Below are 18696 nucleotides of genomic sequence, written 5' to 3' on the forward strand. Positions count from 1 at the left end.
GTGCTTGTTACCCGGTTCTAAGTTGATATTTGTGCTTGATCAGCGCTGTGCGGCGGCGCGGCGCAGGCCCAGTTCCTGTTCGATGGTGCGCTCGGTCGCCTTGCGGATGTCGTAGAACGCCAGGCTGGCCACGCCCACCAGGAAGGGGATGGAGGCGTAGATGCTGACCGACAGCTTGATGCCGTAGGCCACGCTCTCGTTCTGCACCGCCTGCAGCGCGTCGTAGCCGATCATGGACAGCAGGGCCGCGACCAGCGCGCCGCCTATGCTCAGGCCCGCTTTCAGGCCGAAGATCATGGCCGAGAACAGCAGCGCGGTGGCGCGGCGGTTGTTTTTCCATTCGGAGTAGTCGGCCACGTCGGCGATCATGGCCCACAGCAGCGGGATGGTGATGCCGTAGAAGAAGCCGTGCAGGGTCTGGGAGATGAACACCAGGCCGATGGAGCTGGGCGCGTAGAAGTAGAAGGCCAGCATGAACAGCGTGGAGACCAGCAGCGCCGCGCCGAACACGTCGCGCTTGCCGTAGCGGTCGGCCAGCGGCTTGGAGAAGCCGATGCCGATGATCATCATCAGGATGCCGGCGGCGTTGAACAGGCTGAAGCCGGAGGTGGCGGCGTCTTCCGGCCATTGGAACTTGGTCAGGCCGACGCTGGTCAGCACGGAATTGAGGCCGTGGATGAAGCTGTTGAAGCCCACGTCCTGCAGGAAGGCGGCCAGCGCGGCTTCGTTCAGATAGGTCTTGAAGTAGAAGATGTACATGCCGCCCTTGAGGGCCAGCGTGATGAAGACCAGGATGGTGAGCACCAGCATGACCACCCACGGACGGTTGCCCAGCAGGTCGGCGATGTCCTGCTTGATGCTGGAGCGCTGCTCGGCGGTGGGCACGATGCGCTCGGTGGTGGTGAAGAAGGTGACGAGGAAGCAGATGGTGCCGGCCACGGCGAAGATGATCATGGTGTTCTGGAAGCCTTGCACCTTGTCGCCGCCGCCCAGGATGAGCACCAGCGGCAGCAGCAGCACCTGGATGATGAACTGCGCCACCATCACCGCCACGAAGCGGTAGGCCGACAGGCTGTTGCGCTGTTCCATGCTGCCGGTGAGCACGCCGCTCAGGGCGGAGTAGGGCAGGTTGTTGGCCGAGTAGATCAGCATCAGCAGCACATAGGTCAGCGTGGCGTAGATGAACTTGCCTTGCGGGCCGAGATCGGGGACGCTGAAGGCGAGGATGGCGACCAGGCCGAAGGGCACCGAGGTCCACAGTATCCATGGGCGGAACTTGCCCCAGCGGGTGACGGTGCGGTCCGCGATCAGGCCCATGATGGGGTTGAAGCAGGCGCCGACCAGGCCGCCGACGAAGATGATGGTGGCGGCGGCGTTGGGCGCTATCTTGGCTACGTCCGTGTAGAAGAAGGCGATGAAGGTCAGCAGGGTCTGGAAGATCAGGTTGGCGGCCAGGTCGCCCAGGCTATAGCCGATTTTCTCCACGGTCCCCAGCTTGGCGGCGGAGCTGTCTGCGGTGCTTGTCATGTCGTCTCATTTATCGTTATCAGTGCGCAATTCGAAATGAATAGCGCAACCATTTTGCGATGGTGACTGATTTAGCACCGGGCGTCAACTGTACCGGCGATGAGATTTGCAGGGGAAGGGCTGCCGCGCGCAGAACGCGCGCGGCGGATGCTGCTGAGGCGGGCGGTTTGCCGCTTAGAACGGTGGGTAGCGGCCTTCGACGAACGGCGAGCCGATGTGCTCGACGATCTTGCGCAGCTTGGCTTTCAGGATGCGCGTCCAGCGGCGCACGTCCGAAGGCGACGGGCTGTTGGTTGCTTGGGTCACGCCATATGGGCTGTAGGACGAGAAATTCATGCTGTTTCTCCTGCTGTTGGATTTCGATGTGTCCAGAATACTGCGCTGCAACATATAAATCCAATTGCAATTTTCGATGCCTGATATTCGTAATGTGAATGTGATGCTGAAACCGCCATTATGCTAAATTGATTACATTGCATAAAAATTAAATCGCGGAGGCGGCCATGCGGACGAGGCAAGGGAATTCCTGGCGCTGGGCCATGCTGATGCTGGGCGTGCTGTATGCCGCCGCGGTGCTCTACGTTTTGCCCTTCGCCACCAATGACGGGCCGGTGCATATGAGCTTCGGCCATCTGCTGGCCGGGGCGCCGGACGCCGGGGGCTTGCAGGCGCAGCACTACCAGCGCAATGGCGCCCTCCATCCCAATCTGGCCGTGTATGGGCTGATTGTGCTGCTGCTGAAGGCGGTGGCGCCGGAGGTGGCGGAGGCAGTGGTGCAGCTTGCCTGCCTGCTGGGGCCAGTGGCCGGCATGGCGGCGCTGCTGCGGCAGTTCCGGCGGCGCCAGGTGTGGGTGGCGCTGTTTGCTTTTCCGCTCGGGCTGCACCAGCTGTTCTTCCTGGGGCTGTACAACTACTGCCTGTCGGTGACGGGCTTCCTGTTGAGCATGGCTGCGCTGCTGTGGATGCAGAAGCGGGCCGGAGCCTGGCGCGCGGCGGCGCCTGTGGCGGCGCTGTACTTCAGCTATTTTTCGCACGCATCGGGCTTCCTGGCCGCCATGCTGGTGCTGGGCGTGCTGACGATGGTGTCCTGCGCGGCGGCCTGGCGCATGGGCGGGCCGGTGCAGGCTTTGCTGGCGCATGCACGGCATGCGGCGGTGCTGCTGTCGCCGCTGCCGCTGGTGTTGCTGTCCTTGGACACGGCGCCCGGCGCGGCGGTCACGTTCGGGGCGCCGCTGGGGGAGCGGCTGAAGAGTTTTGCCATCCTGTCGCCGCTGAACCTGCAGCACACGCCGGCGGACCGCTACCTTGCTCCCGCGCTGGCCGCCGCCATACTCGCCAGCGTGCTGTTGCTCGCCCTTCGTTGCGCGCTGGCGTTAGGAAGCCGGCGCGCCGATGTCCGCAGCTGGGCGGCGTTGCTGCTGTTTGCATCGTTGCTGGCCTTGGCCCTGGCCTTCCCGGACACCATGGGCGGCGGCTGGACCCATTACCGCCGCATGCAGATGTTTCCCTATTTCGCTGGCCTGCTGTGCATGGCCTGCCTGCCTTTGCCTGCCGGCGTGCGGCGCGCGCTGGCGGCGCTGGCAGTCGTGGTGTCGCTGGCGCTGATGGCGGGCGGCACCTGGCGCCAGCACCGTATCAAGCAGCAGCTGGCGCCGCTGGCCGACGTGGAACAGCTGGTGCCGCCGCATTGCACGGTGCTGCCGCTGGTGCTGGACGACGGCGGCGCCTGGGCCGACGGCATGGCCCTGCCGCCCAAATACCGTCCGTTCTTCCAGGCCGCTAGCCGGCTCGAACTGCGCGGCGACCGCGTTGCGCTGTTCAACTATCTGGCGCGGCTAAAAGTCTATCCGGTGCAGTTCGTGCCGGGACAGGACACGCAGGCGCTGCTGTTCCATTGGCGCCCGCAGCAGGAGGGCACGGACGTGGCGCGCATCGACATTGCGGGATACGAGCAGGCCAGCGGCCAGGCAGTGGACTACGTGCTGCAATGGGGCGCGCTGGCGTCGGCGCCGCCGTCCTTGCAGGCGGAGGTGGCGCGCGCCACGGCCGGCTACACGCCGGTCTACGCCACGCCGGACGGCAGGGTGAGACTGCTTCGGCGCCAGCCGCCTGCCGCCGCTGCCCATGCGTCCCATGCGGCCAATGCAGCCAACCCCGTGCCGCGCAGCCGCTGCACCGCACTGGACTCGCGCCGCTTGCCAAACGTATAATGCGCCCGCTCTGGTGCCCGCGCGCGAAATCTCGCCCGCAGTTAAACGGGAAACACAGGCTGCGCAAGCGGCCGGGTGTGCTGCCCCCGCAACGGTTAGCAAGCGCCGTCTTTGACGGCAGGCTGTCTCTTTACGCCACTGTGCTTCGGCATGGGAAGGCAAGACAGTCACGCTTGGGAGCCCGGATACCGGCCAGGGCAGGTGGAAGCGTCCGCGCATGCGGCGCTTTCTTACGCAGTCGCGCCTACGGGGAAGTGGGGAGGATTGCCGTTCCGTAGGATTATTCCATGTCAGATTTGCCAATCGAAGGCCCGGTTGCGACCGTGCAGGTGCAAGCCCATTACAACAACAGCGTCGGCACCTCGGACGCTGCCAGCCAGGGCGTCGTCACCGCCGCGCTGATCGCCAACCGTCCCGCGCTGCGCCCCGGCGAACTGCTCGAATTCGTGCCCGGCGTGATCGTCACCCAGCACAGCGGCGACGGCAAGGCCAACCAGTACTTCCTGCGCGGCTTCAACCTCGACCACGGCACCGACTTCGCCACCTATGTCGACGGCATGCCCGTCAACATGCGCACCCACGCGCATGGCCAGGGCTATACCGACCTGAATTTCCTGATCCCCGAACTGGTGGACCGCATCAGCTACAAAAAGGGCACCTACTATGCCGACGAAGGCGACTTCGCTTCCGCCGGCGCTGCCCGCATGGCCCTGGCCAACAAGCTGAAAGACGGCACGGCCACGCTGACCGCCGGCGAAGGCCGGTACCTGCGCGGCCTGGTGGCCGGCTCCACGCCGCTGGGGCGCGGCAACTTGCTGTACGCGCTGGAGCTGGCGCACAACAACGGTCCGTGGCAAGTGCCCGAATCGTTCCGCAAACAGGCCGGCGTGCTGCGCTACAGCGCCGGCCCCAAGGAAGACCAGTACAGCGTCACCGCCATGGCCTACAAGGGCGCGTGGCACGCCAGCAGCCAGATTCCGCAGCGCGCCGTGGACAGCGGCGAACTCGATCCCTATGGCACGCTGGACCCCAGCGACGGCGGCGTCACCTCCCGCTACAGCCTGTCCTTCGGCATGAACAAGCGCAGCGCGGACAGCCAGTTCCAGGCCAGCGCCTACGCCGTGCGCTCCGACCTTACGCTGTACAACAACTTCACCTACTTCCTCGACGACCCGGTCAACGGGGACCAATCGCGCCAGACCGAACGCCGCAAGATGCTGGGCTTCGACGTGTCGCAAACCTGGTTCGGCAAGCTGGGCGGGCGGGACATGAGCAACCGCATCGGCCTGCAGGCGCGCCACGACGACATTGCGCCGCTGGCCCTGTACAGCACCGTGCGCCAGCAGATCCTGCGCACCATCACCGAATCGGCGGTGAAGGAGGGCAGCGCCGGGCTGTGGTTCGACAACACCGTGCAATGGACTCCCTGGCTGCGCACCGTGGCCGGCGCGCGCTACGACAGCTACCGTTTCGACGTGGCCAGCGACATCGCCGAAAACTCCGGCAAGGTCAACGCGCACATCGCCTCGCCCAAGCTGGCGGTGGTGCTCGGCCCGTGGAAGCAGACCGAGTTCTTCCTGAACGCAGGTTCCGGCTTCCACAGCAACGACGCGCGCGGCACCACCGTGCACCTGACGCCGAAAGAGCGCGAGCCTGCGGAGCCGGTTACGCCGCTGGTGCGCACGCGCGGCTCTGAAATTGGCCTGCGCACCGAGCTGGCGCCCGGCCTGCAAAGCTCGCTGGCCCTGTGGCGTTTGCGCTCGGCCTCCGAGCTGGTGTTCTCGGGCGATGCGGGCGACACCAGCGCCAGCCGGGGCAGCAAGCGTTCCGGCGTGGAGCTGAACAACCACTACATCGCCAGCAACTGGCTGCTGTTCGACCTGGACCTGGCCTATTCGCGCGCCCGCTACACCGAGCGCGACGAGGCCGGCGACTACATTCCTGGCGCGGTGGGCAAGGTGGCCTCGTTCGGCGCCACCATCACCGAACTCGGTCCATGGTCCGGCGCTTTCCAGATGCGCTACTTCGGCCCGCGTCCGCTGATCGAGGACAACAGCAAGCGTTCCGCCTCCAGCGCCATCGCCTACCTGCGCACCGGCTACCGCATCGACCGCCGCTGGCAGCTGTCGCTGGACGTATTCAACCTGTTCGGCCGCAAGATCAACGATATCGACTACTACTACGCTTCGCGCCTGCCCGGCGAAGCGGCGGAAGGCGTGGCCGACATGCACTACCATCCCGCCGAGCCGCGCGCCTACCGCCTCACGCTGCGCGCAACGTTCTGACGCTTCAAGCCCACAAGCGCAATCCGATCAGACCGTGCCAGCCCAGGTAGACAGCGGTGGCGGAATGGAGCAGCGCGTGCAGGCTGGCGAACCAGTACGCGCAGCGGTTGATTGCGGCGCTCCGCCAGCGCAGCACAGACCACAATCCGGCGAGTGCGGCGATGCCATAGGCGGCGCTGGCGATCATGACCGTCACTGTGAGCGGCGATATCAGGCCCAATTCGCTTTCTTGTGGCTTCATGACTGGGAGGATGAATACAGACACGGCTAGCAGCAGTGTGGCGGCCAGTGGCCACGCCCGCACCTGCGTGGCCGGGCCTGCCGGAATCTTTCGAAGCAGGCGGCGAGGTATCCATACAAGTGCGAATAGCACTGAAACGGCCGACGTCAGCAATAACAGGCAGCCCCCGGTTGCCAAGCCGTATATATGGAAGGCTGAAACTCGCGCATAGGTTTTGTCGCCTATTTGTACGGTCTCGCCCGCTAACGGATCTGTGCCGCGTTTCACAACCGGCAAGCCGCTGCCGGGTTCAATGACGCTTCCGTTTGGGCCGGGCAGCAGAAGGTCACTGTCCCTGCGTAGCAGGTAGGAGCGTGCCAGCCCGTTTTGCTTATAGGCCAGGTGGATGGCAGCGAACGGCATTGCAAACCGGGCCATTTCCATACGCGGGTTGATGTGGATATAGTTGCCGTCCACCGTTTGCCACAGCTGATCAAGCCGCTGAGGTGCCGAAGATGGTGGCTGCATGCCTTCATCCATTATCGAGCCGAGTATGGCGCGGCCTATTTCGGCCAGCGCGCCTGAGTCATTCTTGTTGATCATTGCCACATAGCCGATACCTGATTCCGGCTGATACCAGAACTGGGACGAGGCGCCTTCTATGCTGCCGCTGTGGCCGGTGAAGCGATATCCCCTATATCCCATGGCAAGCGTGCCTAGCCCGGACAGCGCGGTTGGCAGGCCTTCCATGTGCGTGATGGCACTTGCGGAAAATAGTCGCTGCCCCTTGGCTGTGCCGCGGTCCATAAACATCTTCATCAGCTTGCCCATGTCTGCGGCAGATACGTTGGTGGAGCCGTCCGGGCGGTACAAGATGTGCAGGTAGGGCTGCACCTTGCCGTCCGGCGCATACAAAGTTGCGCCATGCTGCCGGTAGCCAGCATCCGCGAAATAGCTTGCGGAATTCATGCCGAGAGGCAGAAAAATGTTGTCCGCGACGAAGCGCTCGAATGGCTGGCCGCTGATTTTTTGCACCACATAGCCCGCCACGGCCGCGCCTGAATTGCTGTAGGACATGCGCGTGCCCGGCACCCAGCGCGATTTGCGGGAGTCTGGATGAAAGGCAAGCGTTTGCAGTAGTGGCGCCTCGGCACGGTTGTCATAGGCGTATTCGGCGTAGTGGATATCGTCCCAGCCGGTAGTGTGTTCAAGCAAATGCCGAATGCGCACCGGCGCCACACTTTCCCAGGGATTTTCGAATGCTATTTCGGGCGCCACCGAGCGCACCGTGGTGTCGAGATTCAGCCGGCCGCTTTCCACCAGCCGCATGACGGCCAGCGCGGTGAACATCTTGCCAACAGACGCAGTGCGGAACCTGGATTCGCCATCAACCGGACGGCGCGACGCCACATCCGCCAAGCCCAGACTGAGAATGCGCGGTTCCCGTCCGCGTTCGATAATGGCAATGCCCGCGCCGGGTACACCGTTTTTCTGCAGGATGTCGGACAGGCGGGCGGTCAGCGGATCCGGGGAAGTAGCTGCTTTGACGGGGTGAATTGCGAGGCTGGCAATAAATAGCAAGGCGGCAGACAGGCGTTTCATGGGGCATCCGGCAGCGCATATGGCTAGTCACTATAGCTCAATTGCAGTTGAGCATGTGGCCGTCGGCGGACGCGGCGGATCGCGGCCAATGAGGCGCCAGCCAAGGCTTGTATTGGCCGGGAGGCCAGTACGGTTTAGTCAGCTTTCTGGGGAAGTGTACCGGTACTGTATTGGGTACTTGGGCTAGCATGGGCTTCTTCATAAGGAGAATCCCATGGACTTGCTGCTGCCGCTGGCCCCGCTGATGACGTTCGCTTTCGTTTCCTCCATCACGCCCGGACCCAACAACATCATGCTGGCCTCGTCCGGCATCTGGTTCGGCTTCCGCCGCTCCATCCCGCACATGCTGGGCATTACCATCGGCTTTGGCGTGCTGCTGGCGATTTGCGCGGTGGGCATCGGCACGCTGGTGATGGCGGTGCCGGCCATGCAGACCATGCTCAAAGTGGCCGGCTCGGCCTATCTGCTCTACCTGGCCTGGCAGATGCGCGCCATGAGCTTCGACCGCGAGGCCGAGCAGGCGCACCAGCCCATGGGCTTTATGGCGGCGGCGATCTTCCAGTTCGCCAATCCGAAGGCCTGGATCATGGCCATTACCGGCGGTTCGGCCTTCCTGCCGCAGCTGGCGCCGGTGTCGCTGGCCATCGCGGTCTATTGCCTGGTGTTCTGCGCGGTGAATTTGCCATGCATCTCGGTGTGGGCCGGGGCGGGCGCCTTGCTGCGCCGCTTCCTGTCCGACCCGGTCTGGCAAAAGGTGTTTATCGCCACCATGATCCTGCTGACGGCGTATTCCGCGTTGGCGATTTGGCTCTAGCGCAGCCGGTACGATTGCCTGCGGTGGGGGATTGGATTAACCTGAGCATTCATTCCCACTCTGAAGGACGCCATGAGCCATTCCGCGCAAGCCCCTACTTCCAGCCGCGAGCCGTCCCACGCGGAGCTGGACGCCGCATGCAAGCGGGTGGCCCGGCACTTGGCGGCGCGCCAGCATATCTCCCGCAACCTGGTCCAGGAAAGCGACGACAACGCCACGCGCGGCCAGAAGGCGGCCGACGCCGTGGCCGCTTTCGGCGGTTCCTGGACCTTTATCTGCCTGTTCGCCGCCACGCTGGTGGCCTGGGTGGTGCTGAACTCGGTCATCCTGGTGCGGTACGGCACGCCTTTCGATCCTTATCCCTATATCCTGCTCAACCTGTTCCTGTCCATGCTGGCTTCGGTGCAGGCACCCATCATCCTGATGTCGCAGAACCGGCAGGCGCAAAAGGACAGGCTGAGCGTGGAGCATGACTACGAGGTGAACCTGAAGGCGGAAGTGGAGATCCTGCTGCTGCACGAAAAGATAGACCATCTGCGCGAGGTGCAATGGCGCGAGCTGCTGGCCATGCAGCAACAGCAGATCGAAATGCTGAGCAAGATGAGCGCCCAGCGCGCCGCCGGAAGCTAGCGCGGCCAGCCTCTGCCAAAAGGCAGAGATGGCGCAAAATGGCCTTTTTTTCCACCGGGCATCGTCCAATAATGTGTTTGCATGTGGACAATAATCTCGACACCGGGGGATGATGATGAGCTATGTAATCAATGTGAACGGCAAGAACCGGACTGCCGACGTGGACGGCGACACGCCGCTGCTGTGGGTGCTGCGCGACGTGTGGCAAATGACCGGGACCAAGTTCGGCTGCGGCATGGCGCTGTGCGGCGCCTGCACCGTGCACTTGAACGGGCAGGCGGTACGCTCCTGCATTACGCCGGTGAGCAGCGTGGGCAAAGGCAAGGTGGTCACGATAGAGACCATAGGCTCCACGCCGGCGGGCAAGCGCATCCAGGCCGCCTGGGTAGCGCACGACGTGCCGCAGTGCGGCTACTGCCAGTCCGGCCAGATCATGTCGGCCACGGCGCTGCTGGCCGCCAATCCCAAACCGAGCGACAGCGACATCGAACAGGCCATGTCCGGCAATGTGTGCCGCTGCGGCACATACGGCCGCATCCGCGCCGCCATCAAAACCGCTGCGAAGCAAGGGTGAGCGCCATGGATGCCCAAACTCAGCAAACCACCGGGCGGCGCGCCTTCCTGAAAACCAGCCTGGGTGCCGCCAGCGGCCTGGTGCTGTCCTTCTATCTGCCTTCCGCCGGCGCTGCGGCGAAGATGGCGCCTGCCGCCGTGTTCACGCCCAACGCCTATCTGCGCATCGCCGCCGACGGCGCGGTGACCGTGGTCTGTCCCTTCGTGGAAATGGGGCAGGGCGCCTACACCGCCATTCCCATGCTGCTGGCCGAGGAGCTGGAGGTGGACCTGGCCAAGGTGCGCGTGGAGCATGCGCCCGCCGACGAGAAACTGTACGGCCATCCCATGTTCGGCGCGCAGCTGACCGGCGCCTCGGCCAGCGTGCGCGGCGCGTGGGAGCCCATGCGCAAGGCCGGCGCGGCGGCGCGCATCATGCTGGTGTCGGCGGCCGCGTCCACCTGGGGCGTGGAGCCGTCCGGCTGCACGGCGGCGCAGGGCGTAGTGACGCACCAGGCCAGCGGCCGCAAGCTGTCCTATGGCGAGCTGGCCGCCAAGGCTGCCGGCATGCCGGTGCCCAAGGACGTGCCGCTCAAGCCGGCCGCCGGCTTCCGCCTGGTGGGCACGGCGGCCAAGCGGCTGGATGTGCCGTCCAAGACCAATGGCACGGCCAAATTCGGCATCGACGCGCAGGTGCCGGGCATGAAGGTGGCGGCGGTGGCGGCCTGCCCCGTGTTCGGCGGCAAGCTGGCTTCGGTGGATGACAGCAAGGCGCGCGCGGTCAAGGGCGTGCGCCAGATCGTCAAGCTGGACAACGCGGTGGCCGTCATTGCCGACCATACGGGCGCGGCGCGCAAAGGCCTGGCGGCGCTGGCGATTAGCTGGGACGAGGGGCCGAACGCGAAGTTCTCCGGCGCCGAATGGGAGCGCCAGCTGGAAGCGGCCATGAAGGGCAAGGGGCAGATGGCGCTGAACGAGGGCGCTTACGCCAAGCTGGTGGAAGGCGGGGCGCGGCAGGTGGAGGCGACCTATGTGATGCCTTTCCTCGCCCACGCCACCATGGAGCCGATGAACTGCACGGTGCAGGTGCGCAAGGACGGCGTGGAGGTCTGGACCGGCACCCAGGCGGCGGGCCGCGCCCAGGCTTTCGTGGCCAAGGCGCTCAATGTGGACCCGGCGACGGTGCGCATCAACAATTTCCTGCTGGGCGGCGGTTTTGGCCGGCGGCTGGAGGTGGACTACATCGTGCAGGCGGCGCTGATTGCGCGCCAGGTCGCGTATCCGGTCAAGGTGATCTGGAGCCGCGAGGAGGACATGCAGCACGACCTGTACCGCCCGCTGTACCGTGACGAGCTGGCGATGGCGCTGGACGCGCAGGGCAAGCCGGTGGGCTTCCGCCACCGCTTTGCCGGCTCGGCCATCGAGGCGCGCTATGCGCCGATGTGGATGAAGGACGGCATCGACACCGACGCCATCGACGCCGCCGCCAGTCCCTACGACTTCGCCCACAAGGTGGTGGAGTTCCATCCGGTGGAAACGGCCGTGCCGACCGGCTTCTGGCGCGGCGTGGGGCCGACCCACAACACCTTCGTCATCGAAGGCTTCATGGATGAACTGGCCGCCGCCGCCAAGGCCGATCCGCTGGCCTACCGGCGCGCGGTGCTAAGCAAGGAGCCGCGTGCGCTGGCGGTGCTGGAGCTGGCCGCGCAGAAGGCGGGCTGGGGCAAGAAGATGGCGCCGGGCACCGGCATGGGCATGGCGCTGGCCGTGGCCTGGGGCAGCTACGCGGCCTGCGTGATCGAAGTGGCGGTGGACCCGGCCGGCCAGGTGAGCCTGAAACGCGTGGTGGCGGCGATAGACTGCGGCCAGGCCGTGCATACCGACGGCGTGATGGCGCAGATCGAGAGCGGCAGCGTGTACGGGCTGACGGCGGCCCTGTACGGCAAGCTGACGCTGGAGAACGGCCGCGTCACGCAGGGCAATTTCCACGACTATCCGGTGCTGCGCATGAACGAGGTGCCGCCCATCGAGGCCCATCTGGTGAAAAGCGGCGAAGCGCCCGGGGGCGTGGGCGAGATCGGCTGCGCCATGGTGGCGCCGGCGCTGGTGAACGCGGTCTTCGCCGCCACGGGAAAACGCCTGCGCCGCCTGCCGGTGGAGGCGGAGCAGCTGAAGCAGGCGTAGGGGGGCTTAGTCGCGCGGGGCTGCCGGCAGTTGCGCCAGCACCTTGCGCAGCGCGCCGTGGGCCATGGCGACTTCGGGCGAGTCGTGCAGCATGGCGTTGTAGCGCTGGCGGAAATCCTCGTCGGAGGCGGGCAGGGGGCCGACCAGGCCTTCGACTTCGGCGCGGAAGCGGCGTTCCAGGTCGACCACCAGCGCTTCCTCGTCGTCCAGGCATTCGTCCAGGGTGCTGATGACGCCGGACAGCTTTTGCAGCCAGGCGAAATGCGGGTGGCTGGTGACGAGCTGCAGGTGCTCCAGGGCGCTGCCGACATTGCCGAAATACTGGGTTTCCACATCCAGCAATGCTTTGTGCAGCGTCCTGAGGGCGCGCGACAGGTGTTGCAGGTCGCTGCGCAGGGTTTTTCCTTCGATCATGTCCGGCTCCGGCTTAATGTTGACTGAACCGCCATCATAAGCCATCGCCGGATTTGCGGCGCTCTGCTATTTGGCAGGGACGCCGGCGGGCACGGTCTGGTTGAGCACCGAGTTGTGGCGCGCATAGCCGAAGTACACGGCCAGGCCGATCACCAGCCAGATGCCGAAGGCGATCCAGGTGAACAAGGCCAGGAAGCTCATCAGCGCCAGGCACAGCACCACGGCAATCGCCGGGACCACCGGCACGCCGGGGCAGCGGAAGGCGCGCGGCAGGTCGGGGCGCGTCTTGCGCAGCACCACCACGGCGATGGACACCAGGCAGAAGGCGGCCAGGGTGCCGATGTTGATCAGCTCGGTCAGCACATTCAGCGGCACCAGCGCGGCGATGCCGCCGAACACCAGGCCCACCATCCAGGTGGCGAAGAAAGGCGTATGGTGTTTCGGGTGCACTTCCGACAGCTTCTTCGGCAGCAGGCCGTCGCGCGACATGGCGAAGATGATGCGGGTCTGGCCGAAGGCCATCACCAGGATCACGGTGGTCATGCCCAGAATGGCGCCCACGTCCACAAAGCGGGCTACCCAGTTTTCACCGGCGTATTGCAGGGCCAGCGTGACCGGATGGTCCACGCCCAGGAATTTCTGGTAAGGCACGATGCCGGTCATGATGGCCGACACGATCACGTACAGCACCGCGCAAGCGCCCAGCGAACCGATGATGCCGATCGGCAGGTCGCGCTCGGGGCGCTTCACTTCCTCGGCGGCCGAGGTCACGGCGTCGAAGCCGATAAAGGCGAAGAACACCAGCGCGGCGGCGCTCATGATGCCGCTGGCGCCGAAGGGCGCGTAGGGACGCCAGTTGCTCGGCTCCACGTGGCCGACGCCGACGCCGATAAACAGCAGCACCACGCCGATCTTGATCGCCACCATCACGTTGTTGAGGCGGGCCGATTCACGCACGCCCAGCGCCAGCATGGCGGTCAGGAACAGCATGATGAGCAGCGCGGGCAGGTTGAACCAGGTGGTCACGCCGGGCACGGCGCCGGGGGCGGCGGTCAGCACGGTGGGCAGCTTGTAGCCTATGCTGGCGAGCAGCGATTGCAGGTAGCCGGACCAGCCCACCGACACGGCGGAAGTGGCCAGGCCGTATTCGAGCAGCAGATCCCAGCCTATCATCCAGGCCACCAGCTCGCCCATGGTGGCGTAGCTATAGGTGTAGATGGAGCCGGCCACCGGCACGGTGGAGGCGAATTCGGCGTAACAGAGGGCGGCAAAGCCGCAGGCGATGGCGGCGACCACGAAGGAGATGGTCAGGGCCGGGCCGGCGGTCAGCGCGCCGGTGCCGGTCAGCACGAAAATGCCGGTGCCGACGATGGCGCCTATGCCCATCAGAATAAGGTCGAGGGGGCCGAGTACTTTGGCCAGGCCACCCGGCTTGCGGCTGGCGGCGACCATGTCGTCTAGATTCTTGGTTCTAAAGATGCTCACTATCTTGGTTCTCCAATGGGTCTCTGTCTTGAGTTTTTCTAAGTATGGCGGCCGTGCCAGATCATGGCTGGACGCTGCCGCATACTAGCATACGGCGCCGTGCTGGCACCATGACAAGAAAACAGAGTTGGATAGCCTGTGGTTAAGCGTATCAGTGCAGCAGGCGGCCGGCCCGGTCCACGTAGCGGCTGGGCGCGGCTTGCGCGGCCAGATTGCGGTCCAGCCGTGCCTGGACCAGCTTCTGCCAGGCGTTGACCCAGCGCGAGGCCACCATGCACTCCTCGTTGGAGCGGGCGCCCAGCGTGCGCTCGACGGCGAGTTTCTGACGTTTCAGGGCGCGCAGGGCTTGAGAGTAGTTGTCCACGGAGATGTCCATCTTTGAGGCTCGGTGTGTTGGGCGTTGGGCTGCCATGGACTGAATTATCCGTGAGGCCTGGACGGCTGAATGTGCGTTACCTCGCACTACGTAGGATTAAGACGACATTTTCGCCTGCTTATGTACTACAAGCGGTCATCGCCTCCTCCGATACTGCTGAGTCGCAACAACTTCTAAAGTGGAGCCTGAAGATAACAACAATACAGGTGCCCCATGTTCCAAGCTTACAATACCGTTTCCAGCGCCGCCTCCGCTCCCCTGGCCATTCCTGCCCAAGCCCCTGCCGCGCGCCGCACCGCCTCCGCGCCCGCCGTGTCGCTCACCGGCGCACGCCAGAACGCATTGCTGCAGGCCTTGCCGGACGCGGACCTGGAGCGCCTGTTCGCGCACATGGAGCTGGTGCCGCTGAAAGCCGGCCAGCGCCTGTACGATTTCGGCGACCAGCTGGAATACAGCTACTTCCCCACCAACGCCATCATTTCCCTGCAATACATCAGCGAGGAAGGCTCCACCACCGAGATCGCCGTGGTGGGCCGCGAAGGCGTGGCCGGCGTGGCCATGTACCGTGGCGAACGCGCCAGCAATACCGCCATGGTGACCGGCGCCGGCTACGGCTACCGCCTGCGCGCCGAGGCCTTGCGCGGCATGTTCGCCGAGGGCGGCATGCTGGCGGACCAGCTGATGCGCTACACCAGCAGCATGTTCGCGCAGCTGGCGCAGAACGTGGTCAGCAGCCGCCACGCCAGCATAGACCAGAAGCTGTGCCGCTGGCTGCTGGAACGCCTGGACCGCTCGCTGGGCACGGAACTGAAAGCCACGCAGGAAAATATCGCCAATCTGCTGGGCGTGCGCCGCGAGAGCATCACCGCCAGCGCCGCCAAGCTGCAGGCCGAGGGCGCCATCCAGTGCCGCCGCGGCGTGATCGACGTGCTGGACCGCGCCATCCTGGAATGCAATGCGGGCGGCTGCTACTTCACGCCGCGCCTGGCGCACATGATGTAACTGATGCAAGTGAACGGCCTCCGGCCGGAACCTTTCCAGGTTTTTGCTGTCTTACCTGGACAAGGACAAAAACGGAGGCTGACATGGGCGCTGCATATAACGGACCCTGGGAAGGTGAGGTGCCGCTGGCCGCAACGGCGGTGGTGAAACGCATCGAGGGTTTTTACTCCCATCCCTACGACGACAACGGCTCGCTGCCCGGCGGCACCTGGACCATAGGCTACGGCAGCATCGTGGACGGCATGGGCAGGCGGGTGAGCGAGGATACGGAGCCGGTGAGCGAGGCCCAGGCCGTCGAGCTGCTGCAGCGCGATATGGAGGGGGCGGCCAGCGACGTGATGCAGCGCGTGACCGTGCCGCTGCTGGTCTGCCAGGCGGCCGCGCTGATTTCCTGGACCTACAATCTGGGCGGGGGCAACCTCGCCAAATCTTCCATGCTGCGACGGCTGAACGCGGGCGATTTCGCTGCCGTGCCGGGGGAGATGCGCAAGTGGATCAGCCAGGAGGGGCGGCCGCTGCTGGGGCTGCTGCGCCGGCGCTGGGCCGAGGCGGCCATCTTCCAGGGCATGGATGCAACGGATGCTTGCGTGCTGGCCTGGAGGAATATCGAACAGCTGGAGGATTGGCCGGCGTTTGCGGCCTGAGGCGTTTGGCGGGTTACGCGCGTTGCCGCGCCAACCCGCCCTACGGTGTGCTTACTTCTCGGCGAAGGCGCGTTCGATGACGAAGTCGCCCGGGGTGGACGTGTTGCCTTCGTTAAAGCCGCGCGCTTCCAGCATTTCCTTCAGGTCGCGCAGCATGTCGGCGCTGCCGCAGATCATGACGCGGTCTTCGTTCGGGTTCAGCTCCGGTACGCCCAGGTCTTCGAACAGCTTGCCGCTTTCGATCAGCGCGGTGACGCGGCCCATGTTTTTGTACTCTTCACGGGTGACGGTCGGGTAGTAGCGCAGCTTGCTGGTGACCAGTTCGCCCAGGAACTCGTGGTTCGGCAGGTGCTCCACCAGCATGTCGTGGTAGGCCAGCTCGTCGACCTGGCGCACGCCGTGCACCAAAATCAGCTGGTCGAACTTCTCGTAGATGTCCGGATCGCGCACGATGCTCAGGAACGGGGCCAGGCCGGTGCCGGTCGACAGCATGTACAGGCGCTTGCCCGGCAGCAGGTAGTCGGACACCAGGGTGCCGGTCGGCTTGCGGCCGACGATCACGCTGTCGCCCACTTGCAGGTGCTGCAGGCGCGAGGTCAGCGGACCGCCCGGTACTTTGATGCTGAAAAATTCCAGATGGTCTTCGTAGTTGGCGCTGGCGATGCTGTAGGCGCGCAGCAGAGGCTTGCCGTCGACGCGCAGGCCGATCATGGTGAAGTGGCCGTTCGAAAAGCGCAGAGCCGGGTCACGCGTGGTCGTGAAGGAGAACAGGGTGTCCGTCCAGTGGTGCACGCTTAAAACCTTCTCCTCGTTCATGTTGCTCATTGTCTGAATCCCGATTGACTTAATAGTGAAAGCACCAGGCCCCCGCGCGCATGGGCGTTTGCTTGGCAATCGGCTGAGCAGGGGAAGGCGCCGTAGAAATTAGTGGCGTAGGCGGCATTGTAACGGATCGCGCCCCATCCTGTCTCGGGGGCGCTCCGACTTACTGCTTATATGCTTATGCGCGGAAGCCGGTGTTAGCGGCTCGGGAGGGCGGCGGGAATGCGATCCATCGCGTCGCGCGCGGCGTCGCCGGACAAGACCGTCTGCTTGGCGGCCTTGTCCGGTCCCTTGCGCGGAATCAGGCTGCCGGTGGGCGTGTAGGCGTCGTTGTCGAAACCTTCGTTGCCGTCGGCGGGCGGGTTGATGGAGCAGGCGCTGAGCAGGGCTGAGGCGGCAATCATGATGCAAATACTTTTCATGCGAGATCTCCTTGGTGGGTGCTTACACGGGGATTGTAACTTGTGGTCACATTCCGCGCCAGCCCTGCGGTGTTATGCGCTGGCCGGCTGCGTTTTGCGCTGCTTGCTCCAGTAGCCCAGGCCAAGCGCCAGCAGCCATACCGGGATCAGGTAAACCGACAGGCGCAGGTCCGGCGTCAGGTACATCACCACCAAAATGGCGGCCAGGAAGGCCAGGCACAGGTAGTTGGTGAACGGGTAGCCCAGGCTGCGGAAGGCGGTGGACTGGCCTTGCTGCTGCTTCTGCGCGCGGAAGCGCAGGTGTATCCAGCTGATCATGCCCCAGTTGATGATGAGCGCCGAAACCACCAGGCCCATCAGCATGCCGAAGGCCTGGCCCGGCAGGAAGTAGTTCACCGCCACGCAGATGCCGGTGGCCAGCGCGGACACGCCCAAGGCAGCCAGCGGTACGCCGCGCTTGTTGACTTTCAGTAGCGAGCGCGGCGCGTTGCCCTGTTTGGCCAGGCCGAACAGCATGCGGCTGTTGCAGTACACGCCGCTGTTGTACACCGACAGCGCAGCCGTCAGCACCACGATATTGAGCGCGTTGGCCACGGCGTTGCTGTTGAGCGCGTGGAAGATCAGCACGAAGGGGCTGCCGCTGGTGACCACCTTGGTCCACGGATACAGCGACAGCAGCACGCCCAGCGCGCCGATATAGAAGATCAGGATGCGGTAGATGGCCTGGTTGGTGGCCTTGGGGATGGTTTCCGACGGATTGCTGGCTTCGGCGGCGGTAATGCCCACCAGTTCCAGGCCGCCGAAGGAGAACATGATGACGGCCATGGCCATCACCAGTCCCGAAATGCCGTTCGGGAAGAAGCCGCCGTGCTGCCACAGATTGGCCACGGTGGCTTCCGGGCCGGCGTTGCCGGAGACCAGCAGGTAGACGCCGAACGCGATCATGGCGACGATGGCCACCACTTTAATAATGGCGAACCAGAACTCCATCTCGCCGAACGCTTTCACATTGGACAGGCTGATGGAGTTAATGATGAGGAAGAAGGCCAGCGCCGACACCCAGGTCGGAATGGCGGGCCACCAGTACTGGACGTAAATGCCCACCGCCGTCAGCTCGGCCATGCTGACCAGCACGTACAGCACCCAGTAGTTCCAGCCAGCCACGAAGCCGGCCATATTGCCGCAGTATTTGTCGGCGAAATAGGCGAAGGAGCCGGCGACGGGCTCGTCCACCACCATCTCGCCCAGCTGGCGCATGATCAGGAAGGCAATAAAGCCCGCCACCGCGTAACCCAGCAGCACCGAGGGGCCGGCCATCTGTATGGTCTGCGCAATGCCCAGGAACAGGCCGGTGCCGATGGCGCCGCCCAGCGCGATCAGCTGGATATGCCGGCTCTGGAGGCCGCGCTTCAGTTCATTCTTCCCGTCTTCAATCATGTCTCTTGGTCCCTGATTTTTTGAAAAGCGCGTCAATGTGGATAATCATGCAACACGCTGAAGTCAGTGA

At 64.6% G+C, this 18696-nt stretch carries 17 protein-coding genes and 1 riboswitch; of the genes, 8 read left to right on the forward strand and 9 right to left on the reverse strand.

Going from position 1 to position 18696, the window contains the following annotated elements:
• Nucleotides 1-39: 39 nt before the first annotated feature.
• Together AC07S4_RS03690 and AC07S4_RS03695 are read right to left on the reverse strand one after the other, a co-directional pair.
• Nucleotides 40-1527, reverse strand: a complete 1488-nt coding sequence (locus AC07S4_RS03690) for an MFS transporter (protein ID WP_494985300.1) — start codon at nucleotides 1525-1527, stop codon at nucleotides 40-42.
• A gap of 174 nt (nucleotides 1528-1701) precedes the next feature.
• Complete coding sequence (locus tag AC07S4_RS03695; protein WP_161071199.1) at nucleotides 1702-1863, reverse strand: hypothetical protein; 162 nt, start codon at nucleotides 1861-1863, stop codon at nucleotides 1702-1704.
• Nucleotides 1864-2030: 167 nt separating this feature from the next.
• Between AC07S4_RS03695 and AC07S4_RS03700 the strand changes: the two genes are divergently transcribed.
• A complete protein-coding gene (locus AC07S4_RS03700; protein ID WP_494985301.1) occupies nucleotides 2031-3737 on the forward strand; it encodes a hypothetical protein in 1707 nt (568 codons plus the stop codon).
• Nucleotides 3732-3948: riboswitch (cobalamin riboswitch) on the forward strand. (Overlaps the previous gene by 6 nt.)
• Before the next feature lie 76 nt (nucleotides 3949-4024).
• On the forward strand, nucleotides 4025-6022 hold the full coding sequence (locus tag AC07S4_RS03705; protein WP_494985302.1) for a TonB-dependent receptor: 1998 nt from the start codon (nucleotides 4025-4027) through the stop codon (nucleotides 6020-6022).
• A gap of 4 nt (nucleotides 6023-6026) precedes the next feature.
• Here the strand turns inward: AC07S4_RS03705 and AC07S4_RS03710 are convergent, their stop codons facing one another.
• A complete protein-coding gene (locus AC07S4_RS03710; protein WP_494985303.1) occupies nucleotides 6027-7844 on the reverse strand; it encodes a serine hydrolase domain-containing protein in 1818 nt (605 codons plus the stop codon).
• A gap of 214 nt (nucleotides 7845-8058) precedes the next feature.
• Between AC07S4_RS03710 and AC07S4_RS03715 the strand changes: the two genes are divergently transcribed.
• From AC07S4_RS03715 to AC07S4_RS03730, 4 genes are all read left to right on the forward strand, one after another.
• On the forward strand, nucleotides 8059-8658 hold the full coding sequence (locus tag AC07S4_RS03715; protein WP_494985304.1) for a LysE family translocator: 600 nt from the start codon (nucleotides 8059-8061) through the stop codon (nucleotides 8656-8658).
• 72 nt (nucleotides 8659-8730) lie between these two features.
• On the forward strand, nucleotides 8731-9288 hold the full coding sequence (locus AC07S4_RS03720) for a DUF1003 domain-containing protein (RefSeq protein WP_494985305.1): 558 nt from the start codon (nucleotides 8731-8733) through the stop codon (nucleotides 9286-9288).
• A 115-nt stretch (nucleotides 9289-9403) separates the two neighbouring features.
• Nucleotides 9404-9862 carry a (2Fe-2S)-binding protein gene (locus AC07S4_RS03725; protein ID WP_494985306.1) on the forward strand — a complete coding sequence of 153 codons (459 nt, stop codon included), beginning with the start codon at nucleotides 9404-9406 and terminating at the stop codon, nucleotides 9860-9862.
• A 5-nt stretch (nucleotides 9863-9867) separates the two neighbouring features.
• On the forward strand, nucleotides 9868-12024 hold the full coding sequence (locus AC07S4_RS03730) for a xanthine dehydrogenase family protein molybdopterin-binding subunit (RefSeq protein ID WP_494985307.1): 2157 nt from the start codon (nucleotides 9868-9870) through the stop codon (nucleotides 12022-12024).
• Nucleotides 12025-12030: 6 nt separating this feature from the next.
• Here the strand turns inward: AC07S4_RS03730 and AC07S4_RS03735 are convergent, their stop codons facing one another.
• The 3 genes from AC07S4_RS03735 to AC07S4_RS03745 all read right to left on the reverse strand — a co-directional run bounded on the left by AC07S4_RS03735 (nucleotide 12031) and on the right by AC07S4_RS03745 (nucleotide 14287).
• Nucleotides 12031-12438, reverse strand: a complete 408-nt coding sequence (locus AC07S4_RS03735) for a hypothetical protein (protein WP_494985308.1) — start codon at nucleotides 12436-12438, stop codon at nucleotides 12031-12033.
• Between the two features lie 66 nt (nucleotides 12439-12504).
• Nucleotides 12505-13923, reverse strand: coding sequence for a branched-chain amino acid transporter BcaP (gene bcaP / locus AC07S4_RS03740; RefSeq protein ID WP_494985309.1), 1419 nt, complete (start codon nucleotides 13921-13923; stop codon nucleotides 12505-12507).
• A 151-nt stretch (nucleotides 13924-14074) separates the two neighbouring features.
• Nucleotides 14075-14287 carry a hypothetical protein gene (locus AC07S4_RS03745; RefSeq protein WP_494985310.1) on the reverse strand — a complete coding sequence of 71 codons (213 nt, stop codon included), beginning with the start codon at nucleotides 14285-14287 and terminating at the stop codon, nucleotides 14075-14077.
• A gap of 225 nt (nucleotides 14288-14512) precedes the next feature.
• Between AC07S4_RS03745 and AC07S4_RS03750 the strand changes: the two genes are divergently transcribed.
• Together AC07S4_RS03750 and AC07S4_RS03755 are read left to right on the forward strand one after the other, a co-directional pair.
• Nucleotides 14513-15301 (forward strand): Crp/Fnr family transcriptional regulator, encoded by a 789-nt coding sequence (locus AC07S4_RS03750; RefSeq protein WP_494985311.1) that lies wholly within the window; start codon nucleotides 14513-14515, stop codon nucleotides 15299-15301.
• 83 nt (nucleotides 15302-15384) lie between these two features.
• Nucleotides 15385-15945 carry a lysozyme gene (locus tag AC07S4_RS03755; RefSeq protein ID WP_494985312.1) on the forward strand — a complete coding sequence of 187 codons (561 nt, stop codon included), beginning with the start codon at nucleotides 15385-15387 and terminating at the stop codon, nucleotides 15943-15945.
• Between the two features lie 51 nt (nucleotides 15946-15996).
• Here the strand turns inward: AC07S4_RS03755 and AC07S4_RS03760 are convergent, their stop codons facing one another.
• The 3 genes from AC07S4_RS03760 to AC07S4_RS03770 form a co-directional block, all read right to left on the reverse strand.
• Nucleotides 15997-16770: a ferredoxin--NADP reductase gene (locus AC07S4_RS03760; RefSeq protein ID WP_494985313.1), complete on the reverse strand. Its 774-nt coding sequence runs from the start codon at nucleotides 16768-16770 to the stop codon at nucleotides 15997-15999.
• A 194-nt stretch (nucleotides 16771-16964) separates the two neighbouring features.
• Nucleotides 16965-17189 carry a hypothetical protein gene (locus tag AC07S4_RS03765; RefSeq protein WP_494985314.1) on the reverse strand — a complete coding sequence of 75 codons (225 nt, stop codon included), beginning with the start codon at nucleotides 17187-17189 and terminating at the stop codon, nucleotides 16965-16967.
• Between the two features lie 72 nt (nucleotides 17190-17261).
• On the reverse strand, nucleotides 17262-18626 hold the full coding sequence (locus AC07S4_RS03770) for an amino acid permease (protein WP_494985315.1): 1365 nt from the start codon (nucleotides 18624-18626) through the stop codon (nucleotides 17262-17264).
• Nucleotides 18627-18696: the final 70 nt, after the last annotated feature.

The organism is Pseudoduganella sp. GW821-FHT05F09 (genome assembly GCF_059419605.1).

What these genes read in the sequence shown, in the direction of transcription:
- AC07S4_RS03690 (WP_494985300.1), bottom strand. Translation starts at nt 1,527, where the DNA reads ATGACAAGCACCGCAGACAGCTCCGCCGCCAAGCTGGGGACCGTGGAG.
- AC07S4_RS03695 (WP_161071199.1), bottom strand. Translation starts at nt 1,863, where the DNA reads ATGAATTTCTCGTCCTACAGCCCATATGGCGTGACCCAAGCAACCAAC.
- AC07S4_RS03700 (WP_494985301.1), top strand. Translation starts at nt 2,031, where the DNA reads ATGCGGACGAGGCAAGGGAATTCCTGGCGCTGGGCCATGCTGATGCTG.
- AC07S4_RS03705 (WP_494985302.1), top strand. Translation starts at nt 4,025, where the DNA reads ATGTCAGATTTGCCAATCGAAGGCCCGGTTGCGACCGTGCAGGTGCAA.
- AC07S4_RS03710 (WP_494985303.1), bottom strand. Translation starts at nt 7,844, where the DNA reads ATGAAACGCCTGTCTGCCGCCTTGCTATTTATTGCCAGCCTCGCAATT.
- AC07S4_RS03715 (WP_494985304.1), top strand. Translation starts at nt 8,059, where the DNA reads ATGGACTTGCTGCTGCCGCTGGCCCCGCTGATGACGTTCGCTTTCGTT.
- AC07S4_RS03720 (WP_494985305.1), top strand. Translation starts at nt 8,731, where the DNA reads ATGAGCCATTCCGCGCAAGCCCCTACTTCCAGCCGCGAGCCGTCCCAC.
- AC07S4_RS03725 (WP_494985306.1), top strand. Translation starts at nt 9,404, where the DNA reads ATGAGCTATGTAATCAATGTGAACGGCAAGAACCGGACTGCCGACGTG.
- AC07S4_RS03730 (WP_494985307.1), top strand. Translation starts at nt 9,868, where the DNA reads ATGGATGCCCAAACTCAGCAAACCACCGGGCGGCGCGCCTTCCTGAAA.
- AC07S4_RS03735 (WP_494985308.1), bottom strand. Translation starts at nt 12,438, where the DNA reads ATGATCGAAGGAAAAACCCTGCGCAGCGACCTGCAACACCTGTCGCGC.
- AC07S4_RS03750 (WP_494985311.1), top strand. Translation starts at nt 14,513, where the DNA reads ATGTTCCAAGCTTACAATACCGTTTCCAGCGCCGCCTCCGCTCCCCTG.
- AC07S4_RS03755 (WP_494985312.1), top strand. Translation starts at nt 15,385, where the DNA reads ATGGGCGCTGCATATAACGGACCCTGGGAAGGTGAGGTGCCGCTGGCC.
- AC07S4_RS03760 (WP_494985313.1), bottom strand. Translation starts at nt 16,770, where the DNA reads ATGAGCAACATGAACGAGGAGAAGGTTTTAAGCGTGCACCACTGGACG.
- AC07S4_RS03765 (WP_494985314.1), bottom strand. Translation starts at nt 17,189, where the DNA reads ATGAAAAGTATTTGCATCATGATTGCCGCCTCAGCCCTGCTCAGCGCC.
- AC07S4_RS03770 (WP_494985315.1), bottom strand. Translation starts at nt 18,626, where the DNA reads ATGATTGAAGACGGGAAGAATGAACTGAAGCGCGGCCTCCAGAGCCGG.